This is a genomic window from Propionispora sp. 2/2-37 (assembly GCF_001298735.1).
In the GTDB taxonomy this organism is placed as follows: Bacteria; Bacillota; Negativicutes; order Propionisporales; family Propionisporaceae; genus Propionispora.
The window spans coordinates 81,470-99,103 of the sequence record NZ_CYSP01000014.1 but is presented as its reverse complement, the minus strand read 5'-3'; the positions used below and the strand labels follow the sequence as shown (position 1 = coordinate 99,103).

At 48.3% G+C, this 17,634-nt stretch carries 16 protein-coding genes, 1 tRNA gene and 2 riboswitches; of the genes, 2 read left to right on the top strand and 15 right to left on the bottom strand.

Annotated elements, in window-relative coordinates:
* Position 1: 1 nt before the first annotated feature.
* The 6 genes from crcB to P22_RS15160 all read right to left on the bottom strand — a co-directional run bounded on the left by crcB (position 2) and on the right by P22_RS15160 (position 4,675).
* Positions 2–385, bottom strand: a complete 384-nt coding sequence (gene crcB, locus P22_RS15180; RefSeq protein ID WP_235814676.1) for a fluoride efflux transporter CrcB — start codon at positions 383–385, stop codon at positions 2–4.
* 27 nt (positions 386–412) lie between these two features.
* Positions 413–760, bottom strand: a complete 348-nt coding sequence (locus tag P22_RS15175; RefSeq protein ID WP_054261087.1) for a DUF190 domain-containing protein — start codon at positions 758–760, stop codon at positions 413–415.
* Positions 761–1,002: 242 nt separating this feature from the next.
* Positions 1,003–2,178: a cation:proton antiporter gene (locus tag P22_RS15170; protein WP_054261086.1), complete on the bottom strand. Its 1,176-nt coding sequence runs from the start codon at positions 2,176–2,178 to the stop codon at positions 1,003–1,005.
* Positions 2,179–2,221: 43 nt separating this feature from the next.
* Positions 2,222–2,286: riboswitch (Fluoride riboswitch) on the bottom strand.
* A gap of 31 nt (positions 2,287–2,317) precedes the next feature.
* Positions 2,318–3,598, bottom strand: coding sequence for a phosphopyruvate hydratase (gene eno / locus P22_RS15165; RefSeq protein ID WP_054261085.1), 1,281 nt, complete (start codon positions 3,596–3,598; stop codon positions 2,318–2,320).
* A 97-nt stretch (positions 3,599–3,695) separates the two neighbouring features.
* Positions 3,696–3,758, bottom strand: a riboswitch (Fluoride riboswitch).
* An 11-nt stretch (positions 3,759–3,769) separates the two neighbouring features.
* Positions 3,770–3,928 carry a hypothetical protein gene (locus tag P22_RS20670; protein ID WP_156318999.1) on the bottom strand — a complete coding sequence of 53 codons (159 nt, stop codon included), beginning with the start codon at positions 3,926–3,928 and terminating at the stop codon, positions 3,770–3,772.
* 42 nt (positions 3,929–3,970) lie between these two features.
* Positions 3,971–4,675: a hypothetical protein gene (locus P22_RS15160; RefSeq protein WP_156318998.1), complete on the bottom strand. Its 705-nt coding sequence runs from the start codon at positions 4,673–4,675 to the stop codon at positions 3,971–3,973.
* Between the two features lie 490 nt (positions 4,676–5,165).
* Here P22_RS15160 and P22_RS20135 point away from each other — a divergent pair, with 490 nt between their 5' ends.
* Positions 5,166–5,852 carry a site-specific integrase gene (locus tag P22_RS20135; RefSeq protein WP_172675857.1) on the top strand — a complete coding sequence of 229 codons (687 nt, stop codon included), beginning with the start codon at positions 5,166–5,168 and terminating at the stop codon, positions 5,850–5,852.
* Positions 5,853–5,962: 110 nt separating this feature from the next.
* Here the strand turns inward: P22_RS20135 and P22_RS20665 are convergent.
* From P22_RS20665 to P22_RS15115, 8 genes are all read right to left on the bottom strand, one after another.
* Positions 5,963–6,043: transfer RNA gene (locus tag P22_RS20665), tRNA-Ser, on the bottom strand.
* A gap of 351 nt (positions 6,044–6,394) precedes the next feature.
* On the bottom strand, positions 6,395–7,237 hold the full coding sequence (locus tag P22_RS15145) for a hypothetical protein (protein ID WP_054261081.1): 843 nt from the start codon (positions 7,235–7,237) through the stop codon (positions 6,395–6,397).
* 213 nt (positions 7,238–7,450) lie between these two features.
* Positions 7,451–11,218: a hypothetical protein gene (locus P22_RS15140; protein ID WP_054261080.1), complete on the bottom strand. Its 3,768-nt coding sequence runs from the start codon at positions 11,216–11,218 to the stop codon at positions 7,451–7,453.
* A 195-nt stretch (positions 11,219–11,413) separates the two neighbouring features.
* Positions 11,414–11,620, bottom strand: a complete 207-nt coding sequence (locus P22_RS15135; RefSeq protein WP_054261079.1) for a hypothetical protein — start codon at positions 11,618–11,620, stop codon at positions 11,414–11,416.
* A gap of 197 nt (positions 11,621–11,817) precedes the next feature.
* On the bottom strand, positions 11,818–12,033 hold the full coding sequence (locus tag P22_RS15130; protein WP_054261078.1) for a SymE family type I addiction module toxin: 216 nt from the start codon (positions 12,031–12,033) through the stop codon (positions 11,818–11,820).
* Between the two features lie 506 nt (positions 12,034–12,539).
* The gene (locus P22_RS15125; protein WP_054261077.1) at positions 12,540–15,038 is read right to left on the bottom strand and encodes an AAA family ATPase; all 2,499 of its coding nucleotides are present in this window, start codon (positions 15,036–15,038) and stop codon (positions 12,540–12,542) included.
* Positions 15,031–15,219 (bottom strand): hypothetical protein, encoded by a 189-nt coding sequence (locus P22_RS15120; protein ID WP_054261076.1) that lies wholly within the window; start codon positions 15,217–15,219, stop codon positions 15,031–15,033. Before P22_RS15120 ends, P22_RS15125 begins: the two co-directional genes overlap by 8 nt.
* Before the next feature lie 4 nt (positions 15,220–15,223).
* On the bottom strand, positions 15,224–15,682 hold the full coding sequence (locus P22_RS15115) for a GIY-YIG nuclease family protein (RefSeq protein WP_054261075.1): 459 nt from the start codon (positions 15,680–15,682) through the stop codon (positions 15,224–15,226).
* 30 nt (positions 15,683–15,712) lie between these two features.
* On the opposite strand from P22_RS15115, the gene P22_RS20660 reads away from it, so the two are divergent.
* On the top strand, positions 15,713–15,970 hold the full coding sequence (locus tag P22_RS20660) for a hypothetical protein (RefSeq protein ID WP_156318996.1): 258 nt from the start codon (positions 15,713–15,715) through the stop codon (positions 15,968–15,970).
* A gap of 233 nt (positions 15,971–16,203) precedes the next feature.
* Here P22_RS20660 and P22_RS15110 read toward each other — a convergent pair whose 3' ends face one another.
* The gene (locus P22_RS15110; RefSeq protein WP_054261074.1) at positions 16,204–17,616 is read right to left on the bottom strand and encodes an ATP-binding protein; all 1,413 of its coding nucleotides are present in this window, start codon (positions 17,614–17,616) and stop codon (positions 16,204–16,206) included.
* Positions 17,617–17,634 lie beyond the last annotated feature (18 nt).

Genomic DNA, 17,634 nt, shown 5'->3' with positions numbered 1-17,634 from the left:
GTTAGAACAGTTTGGCGACACCCATTCCCAGCCATGTAGCCAAAAACCCGACTAGGACATTGAGCCCGACATTATAAAACGTCCGCAGGACGTCCACATTCTGCAAGAGGTGCAGCGCCTCATAACTAAAGGACGAAAAGGTGGTCAGCCCGCCCAAAAATCCCACGGCGATAAACAGCCGCCAGTAGGGGCTGACACTCAGACGCTCGGTTATCAGCGCCATAAACAAACCGATGATAAAATCCCCCACCACATTGACCAGCAAAGTCCCCATGGGAAACTCCGTACCAAACCGCACCGCCGCCCAGTTGGACGTCAGATACCGGGTAGTCGCGCAATCCCACCGCCAACCGCTACTAAGATGATTTCCAGCATATCCTTTCACCTCTCTTGCCTCATCTGTTTTCCCTATTTATCGTTTCGGCGGCTTGCGGCCGTATTTGATAACCTCCACATCGTCGATTGTGACCATGCCTTCTTCCAGCATGTCATCCAAGAACGGCAACAGCTTGGCAATATATTCCTCGCTGTCGATGATCTCGACTAAAATGGGTAAATCGCTAGATAAGTCCACAATGCTGGCCGTATGTATCCGGCTGTTGGCCCCATAGCCCACAATGCCGCGAAACACCGTCGCTCCCGCCATATCCAGTTCTTTGGCCTTTTCCACAATGGCGTGATACAAAGACCGCCGTTTCCAGTGATCGCTTTCCCCGATATAAATCCGTAATCGTTTGGCTTGACTTGCAATTTTGGGCACAGAGATTCCTCCTTCGACTTGGTATACGAATCAACCTTTTCTGCTCCAAGAGCGGCCGGTACTGTTTTTCCCCGCGGCGACCATTCATCCACTTCGTCAATGCGTCAATGCTGGAAATAAATCCAGGCAGCTTGACGACACTGACCGCTCCGAGCTTGACAGCCAGGTTCACCGCCCAGGCCAGCGCCTTGTGGCTGCCCGCCGAACAGTCGTACGCCACGACCAATTTCTTAACATCCATGCTAATCGGCCTCTCTCTCTTTGATGACCATTGTCACCATCGCCCTCGGCGGCTTGCTTGCCGCCTCCAGCGGAAAAAAACATTTCTGGGCGATCATCGTCGGCACTACGGCGCTCAAAATGACCGTTGCCACCAGCACGCTGTACTGGCTGCCATCAATATAGCGGTTAGTCAATCCATACAAAGCCGAAATAGTACCAAACGTTAGGCCGGTGCTCATTAACAGCGTGGTATAAATGCCGGTGCGCGGCTCATACTGAAACCAGCGGGTGGCCGGCAGCACGCCGATAAACTTGGCTGCCATCTTGACCAGCAAAAAGACCAGAATGGCACCGGACATGGTGTACAGAGCGCTCACCGACACCAGCACGCCGGCCTTGATGAAGTAAAGCGGCGTAAACATCGTAAACACAATGGTCCGCATCTTGGTCAGCGTTTCTTTATACTGCTTGAAAAACCGGGCCATGGCCATGCCGATGATATAGGCCGGCAGCACCGCCTCGCTGCCGCTGATGACCGCCAAATAGGCCAGGGTCAACAGCACCAGGAAAATAAACTTGATTTCCGGCTCGCTGACCCTCCCGCCATACCAGGTAAACACCCTGACGGCCAATGGCGTGATGGCGAATACGGCCACAATCATGACCGCCGTGAACCAGACTACTTTCAGCGAAAAACCGGTAAACAACAGACCCAGCGCCAGCACCGTTCCTAGGTCGGTGACAAAGCAGGCGGCCAAAATGGCCTGCCCCAGGCGGCTGGCTGATAGGCCGCTTTCCACCATGACGGCGTACACTACCGCCACCGACGTGGTGGATAGGGCAATGCCGGCAATCTTGGCCGCATTGCTGTCCCAGCCGAACACATACTCGGCAAACAGCATACCGCCCAGAAACGGCAGTAAAAAGGATACAAACCCAATGACCAGGCTTTGTTTCAGGTTGCCTTTAAGACTGTCCGGGTCGATCTCGGCCCCGGCGAGAAAGGTTAGCAGCACCGCTCCGAACCCGGCCAGAAAAGTGACCCAGGGCGTAATTTCAAGCTGAATGGCATTGCCGCCGATCACGCCTACGGCAATTTCTATGAGCGCCACCGAAATGCCCAACCGGATGGACAGCATGGTGGCAACGAGGGCCAGCAGCACCCACTGGGCGGCTATGGCAAAGTTTTGTTCCATTTGCGATTACCTCCTTGTTGTCGGCCTGTGGCCAATCATAATGGGGAAGGTAGGAGTTATTACCGCTTTCACTGCGGGGTTACGGCGAACTCCATCGCCCGATTGTCGTTGCTGCAATGCCTGCCAAGATGACCGGTTGTTATTTAGCGGCAAAGGGATTTTGAAATACGGCTTTGTCGCCCAGTTCGGCCTCAATCTCCAACAGACGGTTGTATTTAGCAATACGCTCGCTGCGGCAGGCCGAACCGGTCTTGATCTGACCGCCGCCCATCGCCACAGCAAAGTCGGCCAGGAAGGTGTCCTCCGTCTCACCGGAACGGTGGGAAATAACATAATTCCAGCCGGCCTGGCGGCACAGCTTAATGGCCTCAATGGTCTCGGTCACCGTGCCGATCTGATTGAGCTTAATGAGGACTGCATTGGTGCTCTTTTCTTCAATGCCGTGGGCAATGAATTTGGTATTGGTGACAAAAATATCGTCGCCTACAATTTGAAGATAATGGCCTAATGCGGCCGTGTGCTCGCGGAACCCTGCCCAGTCGGTTTCCGCCAGGCCGTCCTCTAAGGAAACCAGGTAATACTTTTTCGCCCACGTTTCGTATAGCGCCGTCATTTCGCTGCTGCTCTTTACGCCTTGCCCGGACTTGGTTAAATGGTATTGACCATTTTCATAAAACGAACTGGCGGCCGGGTCGAGAGCCAGGGCAATATCCACGCCCGGCACATAGCCGGCCGCCTGGATGGCGGCAATAATCAGTTCGCAAGCTTCTTCATTGTTCTTTAAATTGGGAGCAAAACCGCCTTCGTCGCCGACACTGGTGGTGTAGCCTTCTTTACCCAGAATTTTCTTTAAGGCATGGAAGGTTTCCACGCCGTACTGCAGCGCCTTGGCAAAGGTTGGCGCGCCAACCGGCATGACCATAAACTCCTGGAAGTCCACGCTGTTGTCGGCATGCTTGCCGCCGTTTAAAATATTCATCATTGGCACCGGCAGGCGCACCGCCGCCGCGCCGCCCAGATAGGCATAGAGCGGCAATCCCTGGTCGATAGCCGCCGCCCGGGCCACCGCCATGGAAACTCCCAGAATGGCATTGGCCCCAAAATTAGCTTTGGTCGGCGTGCCGTCCAGGTCGATCAGAAAGCGGTCAATCCTTGCCTGGTCGCTGGCATCCTGCCCGGTGAGTTTGGGCGCAATGCGGTTATTGACATTGGCGACCGCCTGCAGTACGCCCTTTCCGCCATAGCGGGCCCTGTCGCCGTCTCTAAGCTCCAGCGCCTCATTCTCGCCGGTGGACGCTCCTGACGGCACCGAAGCCGACGCCCGGACACCGCTGGCGAGTTCCACATTCACCCGGATAGTCGGATTGCCGCGCGAGTCCAAAATTTCTAATGCGTTAACATTGACAATCTTACTGCTCATGATCAATTCCTCCTTTGCTTTCTTCCAGCTAGTTTATGTACAAAGCTTATTGCTAAGCCAGCAACCGCGCCATTAAAAAAAATAGACTCCTACCACTTACGTGGTAGGAGTCATTACCGTTTTCACGGGGTTCAGGGCGAACTCCATCGCCGTTATTGAAATATGGCTTTATTATACCAGAACGCCGGATTCAGCGTCAATAAAAACCTGTTTTACACCGAACCCGGTGAATAGCTCTGCCAGCAGACCAGTAGTTGATAGAGCGCGGCCAATAGCCGGCCGGAACGGCTGGCGGTGCTGATTTCCAAAGGTCGGCCGCTGAGAATTCATGTTATCTTTTTACCTTGCTCATCTTTTACCAGATTATACCTTTCAAGTCAACCCTTTTCCTTTTCCTCTTCCTCTCGCTTCGTCCAGCAAGACGGTCAAGACCAGCAGGGCCGATTGCGCCGGGACCGAAAAATGCAGGACTACGGTCTCTCCCGGCAGTTGCAGCCGCCAAACGCCGGTCTTGTCACAGGCCACCGACGCCAGTTGCCAATCCTTGATTTTCGTCAGCGGAATATAGCGGCGTACCACGCCGTAGCGGCCCGTATCTCCGCCGCTGCCGTCGTCGCTTATGAAGATCAGTTCCCTGTCGGTCAATACGCACACATAAGTAGCCGTCAACCGGCGGCGGAAAAACAGAAAACCCGGTACGGTTATTTCTGGCTGATGGACCGTGGCCAGCACCCGTTCCCCCGGCAGAATGCTCTCCCTGGCATAATTCCCCAACTTATAATCCACCGCGACCAAACTCGCCAATTTGCCCTGCTCCTCTGTCAGGACCGCGCTGTCGGGCCCGGTCCATGCCTGGCGCACAGCCCGCACCACCTGCGTAAACAGTGACGCCACCACCGCATTATACTCCACCTGCACCGCCGCCGGCCTATCAGCCACGACGCCGTTTAACCGCAGCCAGGAATATAAGTGCACCGCCCCCTGTTCCACATAGTCCATGTCGGCAAACGACCACGCACTTTCCCGGACGCCGTCCGCGGTATTTTCCAACACAGTAATTCCCCGCCCGAACATCATGGTCAGCCGGGCGTTCACCCTGCGGCTGCCCCAGGCATCGGGCGGCGAATAAATAAGATACGGCAGCGGCCGGTCAGCAGGCACAAACGGCCGGAACGGTCCGGGTATCTCCTCCCAAGTGCTCAGTTGTCGGGCCCAGGCGTCCGCCAGTGACGGCATGATGCTTCCTCCCTTCCCGTACGTTTAAAAAACAAAAACTCCCACCGCTCATACGGTAGGAGTCATCACCTGGCCAGCCAGGATTCGAGCGAACTCCATCGCTCTTTTCGTTACTTTAATTGTAGCAAGACCGGACTCTGCCGTCAAGAGTCCGGCCATAAAAGTACTTTGAAACAGAATAGGATGGTATTTTACCTATTCCTCCATTGCCACGCACAAATCAGCCGAACACTTAGGGCTGCGCCTGGCCGAACTGGCCTTTGCCGTCCTGCGAGCCGCCTTAAACAAAGCCTTTAACGAAGAAATCCTGCACCGGCTGCCATTCAAAACCGTGTCTCTGCCCAAGAAGAAGCGCCGCAAGGAATTTGTGCCCTTAAGCAGCGCCGAATGGGCGCGCCTCTTCACGACAGCCGAGGCCGACGCCGAAATGTACACCGCCCTATCCCTGGAATGGGCCACCGGCATCAGCCGCTCCGAACTCTTAGGATTGAAGTGGATAGACTTCAATTTCACCACCGACAGCGTCGGCATCCAGCGGGCCGTCATCATCACCGACAACGGCCTGGAACTGGACGACACCAAAACCACCGCCCGTCAGCGCGTCCTGCCGCTGCCGGAAGTCACGATACTTGAGATCAAACAGCACCAAGCACGCCAGACGGCAGCCATCGTCGCCAATAAGGCCAATGGCCTGCCCTGGGAGGATAGCGATCTGGTATTCCCCAACCCACTCGGCAAACTCCAGGACCCCCGAAGTTGGTCCAAACGATTTCAACGCCTGGTCAAAGCGTCCGGCCTTACTGTCACCTTTCATAAACTCCGGCATGATCATGCCAGCCGGCTTTCAGCCAACGACTTCGGCATCAAAGACGCCCAGTACAGACTGGGCCATAGTACCACGCAAATGCTTCTCAATGTCTACACCCACAGGATATCCGGCGGCCAGGAAAAAATCGCCTCATGGCTGAATTCTTCCTTTCCGGTCGCACCGATCAATCATGAGACACCACTTAACTGACCGTTTAGAAAATGCAGCTTCCGCCGCGTTGTTGTACGGTTGTTGTAAAACTGCTATGAAAACGAAAAAAAGAGCTTTACGAAAACCTCGTAAAACCCTTGAAATATCTATGGCGACCCCGGAGGGATTCGAACCCCCGACCTTTTGATTCGTAGTCAAATTTCGCCATCATTTTTCGTTTTCAAAATGTCATGAATGCTTGATAATACTGGATTTTCATCACAGACCGTCACAGAACTTTTTCGCCGCGTTGTTGTACGGTTGTTGTAGTACGGTAACGGCTGGGTACTAGTGAGCTTACGCTTCCTGCTCCGTTTTGGGAGCCGCTCACCGGACGCTTAGTTAGTATAACGCAATCCGGGCAACTTTGCAAGTGTCTTCCGACAAAAAACATTCTGGAAGGTCTGCCATTTACCACCACCTTGCTGTGGTGGTTTTTTTATAGATTTATTTAAAAGTCGGATTCGTCATTCTCTGGAAATGAAGTATTAATCATCATATTCGCATTTAATCGTGTATAGCTTCTTTACAATATAGCTCTTTTATTGGGCGAGCAATGGATGATTTCTAAAGTGTCTCGAAACTTCAAACTCTGGAATATAAGGGGTACTTCTTATGCTATTCATTAAATCCCAATAGTAAAATTTAATCGTTGGATTAGAAATCGTACTTGGGTATTCATAGCTGTATGTGTTCTCTTTGCCGATAGTATATGAGCGAGAAAACTCTGTTTGTAAATAACGATGAATTCCCCACCTAATGTTGTTTAGAAATTCTGCAATTGAACTACTAAGATACCCCAGTATATTTCCATCTCCATGAAACCAGTTTTGGTAATCTTCCAAAGCTAAAAGGCATTCCATTGTTTCTTTGTGCACATTATTATCTTTGAAAATTCTTTGCATCTTTGTTGCACAAGCTGAGAGACGAGTAAAATTATGTTTTGAGATATTTCCGCCTATGTACAAGAAATCTGAATATGTAACCTTTAAGTCAATATTTAGATGAATTGATGGAAACCACAATTGCTTTATCGTAACCTCAGTTTCAAGCCAATTGCAGAATTCCGTAACGGGTTTTATAAGATAGGCTATTGAATTATCTTTGTCAAACACTGGTGATGAACAAACGTCTTTTAATAATGAAATATAGCTTCCTCTTTTCAGCCCAAAGTCGCTTGCTGGGGCCGATAAAAAATCAACAAGATAAATACTAAAATATTCTTGATGAATGCTTGTTTTAAAGCTCACAACTGAACCATACTCATAATGATGAATATCTAAGACGTTATAGTTCACAATCGAATCAATAATATCTAAAGAAGCTTTTAAAATTAAAATCTCCTTTTCCATATCATTCAGGGACAATAGAGGCTTATTTTTCATATTTTAGAATTCACTCCAATATTTTCAAATAAGTTTTCCTTTCTCTTTTTAACTGAACTTGAAAAGACCTATAGATTAGATTGACTACTTTCCCCTGAGACATTGTTCTAACTTATTTGCAAGTCTTTAGAAAAAAGCTTGAAAGTATCCCTTAACTTAAAATAGAGTGTGGATACTAGCGCACCTCTTTCTAAATCTGATTTTAAAGCTTCCCTATTTTACTGACCGAGATAACTCTTCTATTGTTAGAAACGTGACATCCGGGAATCGACTTGCCATATACTTCGTTGGGTTCGGTTTACTGAAACAAACAATATTTCGAATATGAATATTGCGATCACCTATCCCGAGAGTTTTGGCAACCCGTTGAGCCTTTTCATTTAAAAATGCACAACGATCCAAATGTTTTCTCAATTCATCCCTCTTCCCGCTCGGTAATATCTGGCCGCTAAAATGATTCATCTGCTCTGCAATTTCATTTGGGGTTTTAGTAAGCTTTAGATCCTTGCATTCGATAGCTAAAATGTCATCTTGTCCTGGTTTCCACGCAAGGACATCAACATCACCATAATCTCTATCAGGAGTCTTTTCGTTCAGCAATTCAGTTACTTGTATTTCAATACGAATTTCATAGCCTGCCCCTTTCATAACATCCGCAACTTCGGTAACAAATGCGTGACTCTGTCGAGCCTTCTCATCATCTATCCAACGTTTCATTGCTAATGATTTACATTTAGAGGTAGCAATTTCAGCCTCATAGTATTGGGAAATTGTATGTGTAGTTCCATCTGATATCAAACCAGGCGAGATGACGTATCGGGGATTATCGCTATTTTCCAATTGAATGACAGGTCGCGCAACTAAAGACAATGCTCGCCCAAATAGCCAAGGATACCAATCCCTATTGGTAAAACCTTTCGGTGCTTTATCCCAAGCTTCACGGGGCCAAAGCGAAAAACGTTCCAAAAATATCTGAGTGTCTTCTTGAGTTGTAAATTCACTATTGCCGCAATAAGCAAGAAGTTCATCCTTATATGCGATAAAAACACAACGTTCTTTTTCAATTGCTAAGTTTTCTAACGCATCCCGTGTCCCGCGCATTGAATCAATTGATAAACCAAATTCAGCCTTGAATGCGGTTAAAAAATCAGCAGGAAATACTCCTTGTACAGTAGGTAGTGGCTGAGAAGATTCAAAATGTTTCTCATATCGAGCATTCTCATGATCGAGTCGTACCGACTCAAACTCTTGACCAAATGGATCAACCACTTCATCGCGAAAACCGGTATGGGACAAAATATCCCCATTAGGTGCGATTTTAATTTCCGGCTTCATTACCCCTTTTATAATGGCATCTGATAGCCCGCCAAAATTGAATATAAAAAGCATGTCACTCATCAGAGGCGTCAGATCAAGTATACCAACATGTTCTCCACCATCTAAAGGACATTCTGAAATGGCCATTTCTACCAGTAACCGCAAAGCTATCGTTGAGGCGTTACAACGTGCAAGCTGTTCAACCGCTACTGCCTTGGTAGATTCCGGGTTATCGCGCAATGCGATCACCGCTCTAATGGTACGTTGCCACAGTAATCTTTGATTTTCAACACCTTCTATATATCGAAGTGCTTGTTCAATGAACTGTACACGATTTAAAGTATGAAGATTTGCTTGCATCCGTTCCCAAAGTTTCTCTATAACTTTATTCAAAAAACGAGTACTTTCTTCTGCTGTACTAAATCTTTCTCCTTTACTCCGATCCTGCACTAACCAACCTAAGCCTAATTTGCTCATTGCTTCATCTGCACCATCAATAAATAGCTTACTTGACCGGTCATAGTAATTAATGTTATCACGAAAACGAATTGCCTCAAACATATGAAAATATCGAGCGTCATCGTTAGGAACTATTTCGTTTTCAAATATATCTAATAACTCCTCGCAGGGTATTTCACCTGTAAGCTGAAGCGCTCCGTTTGCAACGGCTCGCATAAGCATACGCTCAGCAATATTTTGGGGATTGTGAAAGTTTGCAAAAAATGAATCTTGGAAATTAATACGTATAGTATCTTCTGATTGTTCTATCAAAATTGCATTGCGCGAAGGAAGCACTTGTTTTGTAAAAACGTTTGTATATTCTTGCTTCACATCATCGAAATTCAAAATAACTTGTACTACTTTATTGGCAACCTTATGTAAGCGACGTTCAAAAACGGGGACGGCTCGTCCGAGCCAGTTGTGGACAGCATCCCAGACTTTGAAAACCATATCACGCGATAGTCCTGTTTCTCCACTCTCAGTTGAAACCCACCAAATAGATTGTTTACCGACCCATGCTCCCAATAACTGCCCTTGGCGTACGGCATCTATACAAGCATAAAGAGGTTGATTGACATCATCGGGAAAATAACTATCAATATCTTTTCTCCGCACTCGAACCAACTTGCCATTAGGTAATGGTAAAACATGCAAATCCCAACCTTGACGAATTTTTCTCCGGATCTCAGCAAGAGAATCGGTGGGAATCATCATATGAATTGGTTTATCACCAAACTCAACGTCTGCCGGTATCATTAAATAGTTTGTATCTACCCACCAACCATAAAGGTTCAATAAACCGTTAGCGTTAGCAATTGACACACCTTGTTTTTTTAGGTGCCTTACCTGATTAATTAGTTTCCATAAAAATAAAGGCGAAGTTTCAGATGTCCACGCAAGCGTTTGAAAGTCTGGCGCGGATATGAATTCAACCAACCAATCCGGCGTTTCTTGTACTGCTCGAAATCCATTCGGACGCCCATAGCCACACCCAACCACCAATGTTAAACCTTGCTTAAAACCTTCTTGCTTTCGGAAATAGGAACGAGCATCTTTGATATGTATATTAATTTGGTCATTATATTCATCCATGATTTCAGATTCAAATGACAAAAGGCCATGTTGCTGATACCCGGAAATGCGATCAATTATTACAATGACCTGTATATAACGGCCTGTATCAAATTCTCTGGTAAGAGTCATCAAATATTTATCCTGGACATCTTGTACTGGAATACTCTGCCGAGGAAAGGACGCTCCCATAATAGGATTCTCCTGCAAAAATTCTTGATATTCCATAACAAGGTGTTTATCAAAACTCTCTTGACAACCATGCTGTATCATCCAATTTAAAATATGCGTCCGCACAGCAAAGCTTATGCTATTAGGTAATAGAATAAACCACTTATCACAATCCTTTACTATTGGGTGCTGCTGAAGATCACTCTCCTCTAAGGACTGCTCCTTCAATTTATTTGTATGTTGCAAATCAAAAATAAAAGGCTCAATATCTGCAGGCAAGATTTCAAGACGTTGCAAATCCTCTAATGTAAATACGATAGTTTTACTAAGCGCTTTCAATTCCTTATCAGAAGGGATTCTGACAGCGGCTTTGTCATTACCTCCTCCTGGCAAAAAGCGGTTAAGATGGCGTCGCTCGGCAATTTCTTCACTAAGCATTAAGATTCCGTATACCTCACGTTTCAATTGCCGTGTGCTCGGACCATCCGGTAGTGTTTTAATTATGTTCAACATCCTTTGAAGATAAAAGTCACTACTTTCCCAAATTCCTTCAAAAATTCGGATGTTACCGATGTCAGTAATCACATTAGATATAAACACATCCTCCACCGGATCTTCTAAATGAACGAAAGAAGTCGCACCTAATTCCTTATTCAACCATAAGTGAAGGTGCTGTGCCATCGGTTCTTTCTTTCCCAAGGAATGTGATAGAATAAGATGAATTAACATTTCAAGGCGAAGAGTATTTGCCTGCAACGCCGGTAAAGTTAACAAACCTGAAATTAATGCTGCTGCTTTAATTGGATGAAATGGCCTAAGCTTCTTTTTGATACTTGGCCGATCTTGTATGGTGTGAGAAATTTCTCGGCTTGGGGTCATTGAAGCAAGCATGTCCAAAAAATCATGATAATCCTCGTTCATTATTTCCTCCAATAAGTTAATTTCTCAAGTTAATTTCTCAAGATGCTAAAAGACTTGATTTATTGATATTTTCTATTGTATTCGACATATAAATTTAATTTTCAATATTAACCAACAATTATCCTTTGGGCTTCTAGGTGCAAACTATAAATACATTAAATTATGTTATTCTATTGGCAAAAAAAGCCGCCGGCATCACCGGCAGCCTCCCTGCAAGAACTGTACAACCGTACCCAAAGCCATCAACCCGCCGACCAGCGCCATCAGCCAGAAGACCGACAGCAGCAGGCTATGATCGGCACAGTACCGGATGCTCGGCCGGTCATCCCGGCCTATCGCGTTCCAGTAGCACACCCACAGTGCAGCTTCCACCCGCCACCGTCTCACCAGAAAGTCCCACATACCCCACACCTCCCGCTCATCGGCAGCGGCTCCCCGCCGCCGTCACTCTCCAAAAGAGCGCGGGAGTAAACTTCCTATTGTGCTAAGATTCTGACGCGGCACACTGTGTCACCCGGAGGGGCGCAGCGAAAGCGGAGCAGGCGCAGCCTTGACCGGTGTGATACAATCAGAAGACCGGCGGCGGGGCGTTTCAGTGGCTAGACCTCGCCTTTTACTTTTACGGTTATATCATCGGTTACAGCTTTTATGAGCAAAGCCCCGCTGTGCTCTTCGATCACAACTTTATCACCGCTCTGAAAGCCAAGGTCCTGGAGCCATTTTCCTTGTAACCGGATAAGCGGACGCCGGTCTTTACCATTGAGGTATGTATAATAGACTGTCAAAATACGTGAGGTTTCCCTTTCACTGGACAATTATATACCCCCTATCACAAGCTGCAGCCAGGCCCTCGGTCATAGCCAAGCACTTGCCGGACAGCTTTTTTATAGGGGGAAATTAAAAGCGCATGCGAGGTTTATACCCTACACATGCGCTTTGCTTCATTGTATGCTAAATCCCAATACTAACAAGCCAGGATATACCTAGCCTCCAACAGAAAAGCGGTCAATAAAATATGTAAACGAATGCTTGCCCTTCCGTTGAGTGTATTAGGAATAGGCTTAGTCTCCTGCTGCATGAAGTCGCACAGCCTGCTCCTCTCCTGTCGGCATCACTGTTACACGCAGTGCCTCGCTTGTGTTCAAGCGGGCGGCATTGTATAATAGAAATGTCGTCGTGGACAGCTTGACTGTTACGTGTAGGTGCTGATACCACCTGCGCGTGCCTCGGAAGTGCTCCAACACTTTCAGGTCACGGCGACTTTTAATTTCCACCTAATCTTAATTATAGCTCATTTCAAATGAATTGCAAGCCGCTAGGCTTAAACGAAAATACATTTTCTTAGGCGGACTTTGCATGTTCGCAATAAAGCGCGCAGCTGATCGACGCGCTTACTTCCACGCGTAAGACAGAGTCCCGCAGCGGCAAGATATTTTTTCTCCGTCTCCGATGCATATCTCGTCGCTATCGACTGCTTGCAGCCGCTGCAATACAGCGCGTTTTCCAAACTTTTAATCTCGTCCCATAGCCCGTTCAAATCGCCTCTTGTCGGAACGTAGGAGCTGTCGTGCGAACCTTTGTTGCCAATAAAGTTGGAACGCTGCAAGCTGTTGAACAAGTCGCCGTGAGCCGCCGCGAAGTCGACTTTGCTTTTTTTATCGACCCGAGCTTTCAAGGCGGCTAATAATTCCGGTGCCATCCTATCCTCGTTTCTGTCGTTGAACATAAATTTTACCGGAACTTCCAGCCGCTCGGCGATTTCTTTAAGAAACTGTTCCAGGTACACGCGCATTTCGTTGCCCAGCCCCTCCAGCTTGCCCGCGGCCAGCAGCGTCTCGATCTTCGCGCGCTTGTCCTCGTGAGCCTCGTCGGCGTACGTACCCTTGTTATCGTCCCAATAAATATTTTTAACCGCCCAATGCGGATTTCCCTTGACCGCTTTGGAAAAATACTCGAACCATTGTTTTTCATGGGTCAAAGCGATGATTTGATAATCTTTCAACTTGTCGATCAACAAGTTGGCGAAGCGCGTCCGATGATTGCTGTCAAAGCTCGAAATAACGTCATCCAACACAATGAAGCCGTTGCGCGGGTTGAACGCCCGGACCGAGGCGAGAAAAAACGCCAGCCCGAAGCAGTTCAGATGCGATTCGCTGAAACAGCGCAGCGGCGCGCCAAGCACTTGGCCGTTAAATTGATATTCAATGGCTAGGCCCTTCAATTCGTCGTCATCGGTCATCGGCACAATGCGCAAGTCCTTTATGGGCTCTCCCGGATTCATATATTCATAATATTCGTCGATAGCGTTCGAAAAGCCGGCGAGGAAAGCCTCCAGACCTTCCTTCTGGCGTTGGACGAACGCGTCGTAAATCTTGCTTAGCGCGGCCTGTTGCTCGACAATGACGTCGCGCTCTTTTTTCATGGCTGTAAGCTGTTCGTACGCCTTGACAGCCATGGAAAGATTGGTATGCGCGGCGGTTCTGGCGTTTCCCGCCTCCGCCGCTCTAATCGCCTGGATGCGTTCGTCGCACTGTCTAGATATTTCCACCAACGCTTTTTTATCTAATGCAAGCGAAGCGTCGGGAGCTGCGCCGTCAATTACAGCCTTGCCGGCTTCGACTTCGAAGGGAGTAATCCCCGCCGCCCAGTCTTCCAATCGCTTTTTCAACTCGCTGAAAACCTTTTCTTCGCCTTTGAAAACCACGTCGCTCAACAGCGCGGCCACCGTTTGCCGCAAGCTTGCCGCCGACTGCTTCGCCTTAGCTCGGCCCGCTTCCAGCTTCGACAGTTTGCCCTGCAGTTCGGACAGGCTGGCTATGCGGCCTTGCAATTCGTTCTGCAAATCGTTAAGATTTTTGTCTTGCAGGCACAACGGGCATTTAGGCTCGGCGTATGAGCCGCCCGTAAGTACACCAGCTCCGGCTTTCAGCAAATCCAAAAGCGCAAGCTTGGCAATGCTGCCCGTGTCGGCGAGTAATTGCGCAAATTGCGAAGCGTAGGACTGGTAATCGGCGGCCAGCAAGTCGATCTTCCCATCCATTCCCGCCGCGACGCCTTTAATCTTCTCCAACGCCGCCAACGCGGCAATGGCCTTTTCGTCGCCGGACGCTTGCAGCGACGCCAGCGCGGCCGGCGCGTCGCCGACGCTCTTGACCGCCTCCCCTAAGCCAAAAGGGGCCAACTGCTCGCGAACGGCTTCAATGAACTTTTCATCGTCGGGAACGTTGCGCCCTAGGTACTCCATCAGGCTGCGTTGAAACTGGGCGATCTGGTTTTCATATCCCTTGTTTTTCACTTCCCGGCCTAATTCGTTGACCGCCTTTTTCAGCGTGTCGCGCACCGCTGTAACGGAAGAAAAGCCGATAATTTCAGACAGCGACTTTAATTTATCGGTTTTCGTATCCAATACGAACTTCGTCAGCTTGTCGTGCCGGACAATAAAGTTTTCCCCTTGTGAAGCTTTGATGTATTCTTGAAACTCCGCAGCGGCGTTGCTAAATTTCGCCGACAGTTTGTCTCTCTTATAAATGATTTCCTTTTCCGCATTTAAGGACTTATCGGTCATGGCCAGCGTCATAAACGCCCTTTCGTTCTTGTCTATGCGCACATTGCGCAAGGCGTCAATGCCGTTGTTCCCGATCTCCTGACAGCTTAGCCGCTCGATTTTATCGGAGTAGTACCACTCCAGCGCGTCGGCGAGGCTGCTTTTGCCCGAGCCGTTGTCGCCGTAGACGATGGCTGACTTGCCGCCGAACTGCAACGTCATCGGCTCTTTCACCCCGCGAAGGCCGGCGATGGTCATGGCTTCAATCTTAACCATTTTTCAGCGCCTCCTCCCGTAGCGACTGCAGCGAAGCAGCCACTTCCTTCTGTGTGAACTTTTTGTCTCGATGCAAAGACGACAGCTTCTCCGCCAATGCCTTGTCCACGCCTTCCATGTCCTGCAATTCCGCGAAGAACGCATCGACAATCGCGTCTCCGCTCAATGGGCTGTCACTCATTTGCTCATCCTCCTCCAAAATGTTTCCAGTCGATTTGAAACTCAACGTCAACCTCTTTTTGTTGGATTTCAAAGCCGGTTTTATTGTTGCAAATGGGGTAAACCCCAAATTTGGCGACAAAGTCCAAAATAAAATAGCTTTCCAGGTCTTCAATCCTATGCGGCCACATGGACTTCACCATTTCAAAATTAATAAAGGTAAACTCTAGCGGCTGCGCGGAGCGATAATTGAACAGCCCGGCGTTGCCGGATTGTCCGTCGTAATGCCCTTGCAAGCGGCTGCCTATGCTGTTGGTCTTTTTTTCGCTCATGCCGATATAAAGCAAGCGCGACCGATTAAACGGGTACATGATGTCGCCGGACGTGAGCGCGATGAAATACAGGCCGACGATGCCGCTAAGCGGCCGGATATAAAACGGCTCGAACCGATTGCATTTTTCAAAATAGATTTGAACTTGACCCATGAGAAAAATTTTCTCCTCGCGTTGTTTTTATTGATACGTTCCGCATCGCATCGCCATAATCCTGCATTTTTCTTCCATATCAATATTGTTAAAGCCGCGCAGTTCGCGGCTTCCTTGCTGCCGGCAGGCCCGTCCGCACGGGACGCGGCGGCGCGGGTTTGGCCGCCGTGGCTGGTGCGCTCCCCTGCCAGGCAGACTGTTGCAAATAAAACAGGCTTACGATGTGCGGCCACAGGGAGTTTGTGGCTGCTCATGGTAAGCCGTCTTATTAGCCGCTCGGCATTGTAGTGGCGACTTCCCCTCCCGTTTGTTCTTCGGGAGGGGGGCAGGGTAGGTTCCTAAAGCGGAACCGTCGATATAGTTATATTGGTTGACAAAACTTTCTTGGGTCAGGCAGGGCATTTGATAATTATAGGAGCACCAATGTCATTGCTGAAACTCCATATAAATCTAAATTCAACGTAATTTTTATTTGCACACTGCCAGCTTATTTCCCGGCTTATTCCGGCTTATTTTTCGGCTTATTCCGGCTCATTATTTTCTTCACGCATAAGAAACCATTTTGCACCGCGTCCATAACCTTCTAGCACGACCATTCCCAATTTTTTTAGATGATATAAATCATCACGCACCGTAGTCTCAGCGGGCGGCTTCGTCATTCTCGCCATAATTTTCCGTAATGGCAATGACTCTTCCGCCAATATCTGCAAAATTTCTCGCTGCCGTGTCGTCAAATCATGGCCAATACGGTGCGGCGCAACATACGCTCGGGGAAGAAATCTCACTCCTACCGACCCGGCTTGCTCGATAAACTCAGGTTCTGGATGCCCTGCCTTCACACAAAGTTCAACAATCGTCTGCGTGCCTCTGCCCCATCGTTCCACCAATCCACGACGGAAAAACACATCCGCAATGAGTGGATTTCGTGGACGGGAAGGATGGTCACGCTTTAAATCTTCAACCTTTAGCCCAAAAGGCAATACTCCTTCGCTCCAGATTTCCAGCCGATCATCAAATATGGCCACACTGACTGCTCCGCCAGGGTTAGCATAATCCCGGTGGCAAAAGGCATTTACCAATGCCTCGCGTAACGCCAGTGGCGGGAAGATCGGTTCATCAATCCGCTCAATTACACCCGGTGTAATCTTACCGGCAACAGGTAAATGCCGTTGAATAAAAAACATCGCTTCATCCAAAAGACTAAACGCATGCCCATAAAGCTGCTTGTTATCCAGAAACTCGGTTTTATTCGTCCCTTTAAACCGGGCCAATCGAATCTGGCATTGTGTATAATTGGGCAGAAAAACTTTGCCAAACAATACAACGGCGGCATTGATAATCGTACCGTTTGAACGTAGGCCTAGCCGATCCAAAATATCGGCAGGATCAATGCCCGTACTTTCCGGAAGCCGGCCAGCAGCGATTCCCGTCCGAACAGTTTTAAGGATTTCTTCCCGATCCAGATCAGTTAAATCAACGCCGGCAGCCGCTGCATTTTCCCAGCGACTTTGGCTATGAGCCCGGTTCAATAATAGCTGCTGATACATATCTTGCGGCATAACAGCAGTAGTTGTTCCCGTACGGTAATAAGGCCGGCCGTCAAAAATGTAGGGACGTGCTTCCGGCACTGGTATGGCTTCTAAAACTAATATTTCCAGAGCAGAATTTTCTAGTGCCACCTGAGTCATTGCAATATGAGTTGTTGGCTCTATATTACGGATGGTATTAGCAATATCCTGAAGAGTTTTGTCCGTTATATTTTGTCCAACCATCTTTCCTTCGGGCGTCACACCGATAATGACCTTGCCTCCATGACCGTTCAAGAATGCACATAACGATTCAGCGGCCCTGGTGAGCTGGCCGGTAGATTTTTTTAACTCTAAAACTTCAGACTCGCCATTTTTAATAAGGTTATGTATCTCATCAAGCGTCATTAAGTCTCACCCCCAGTC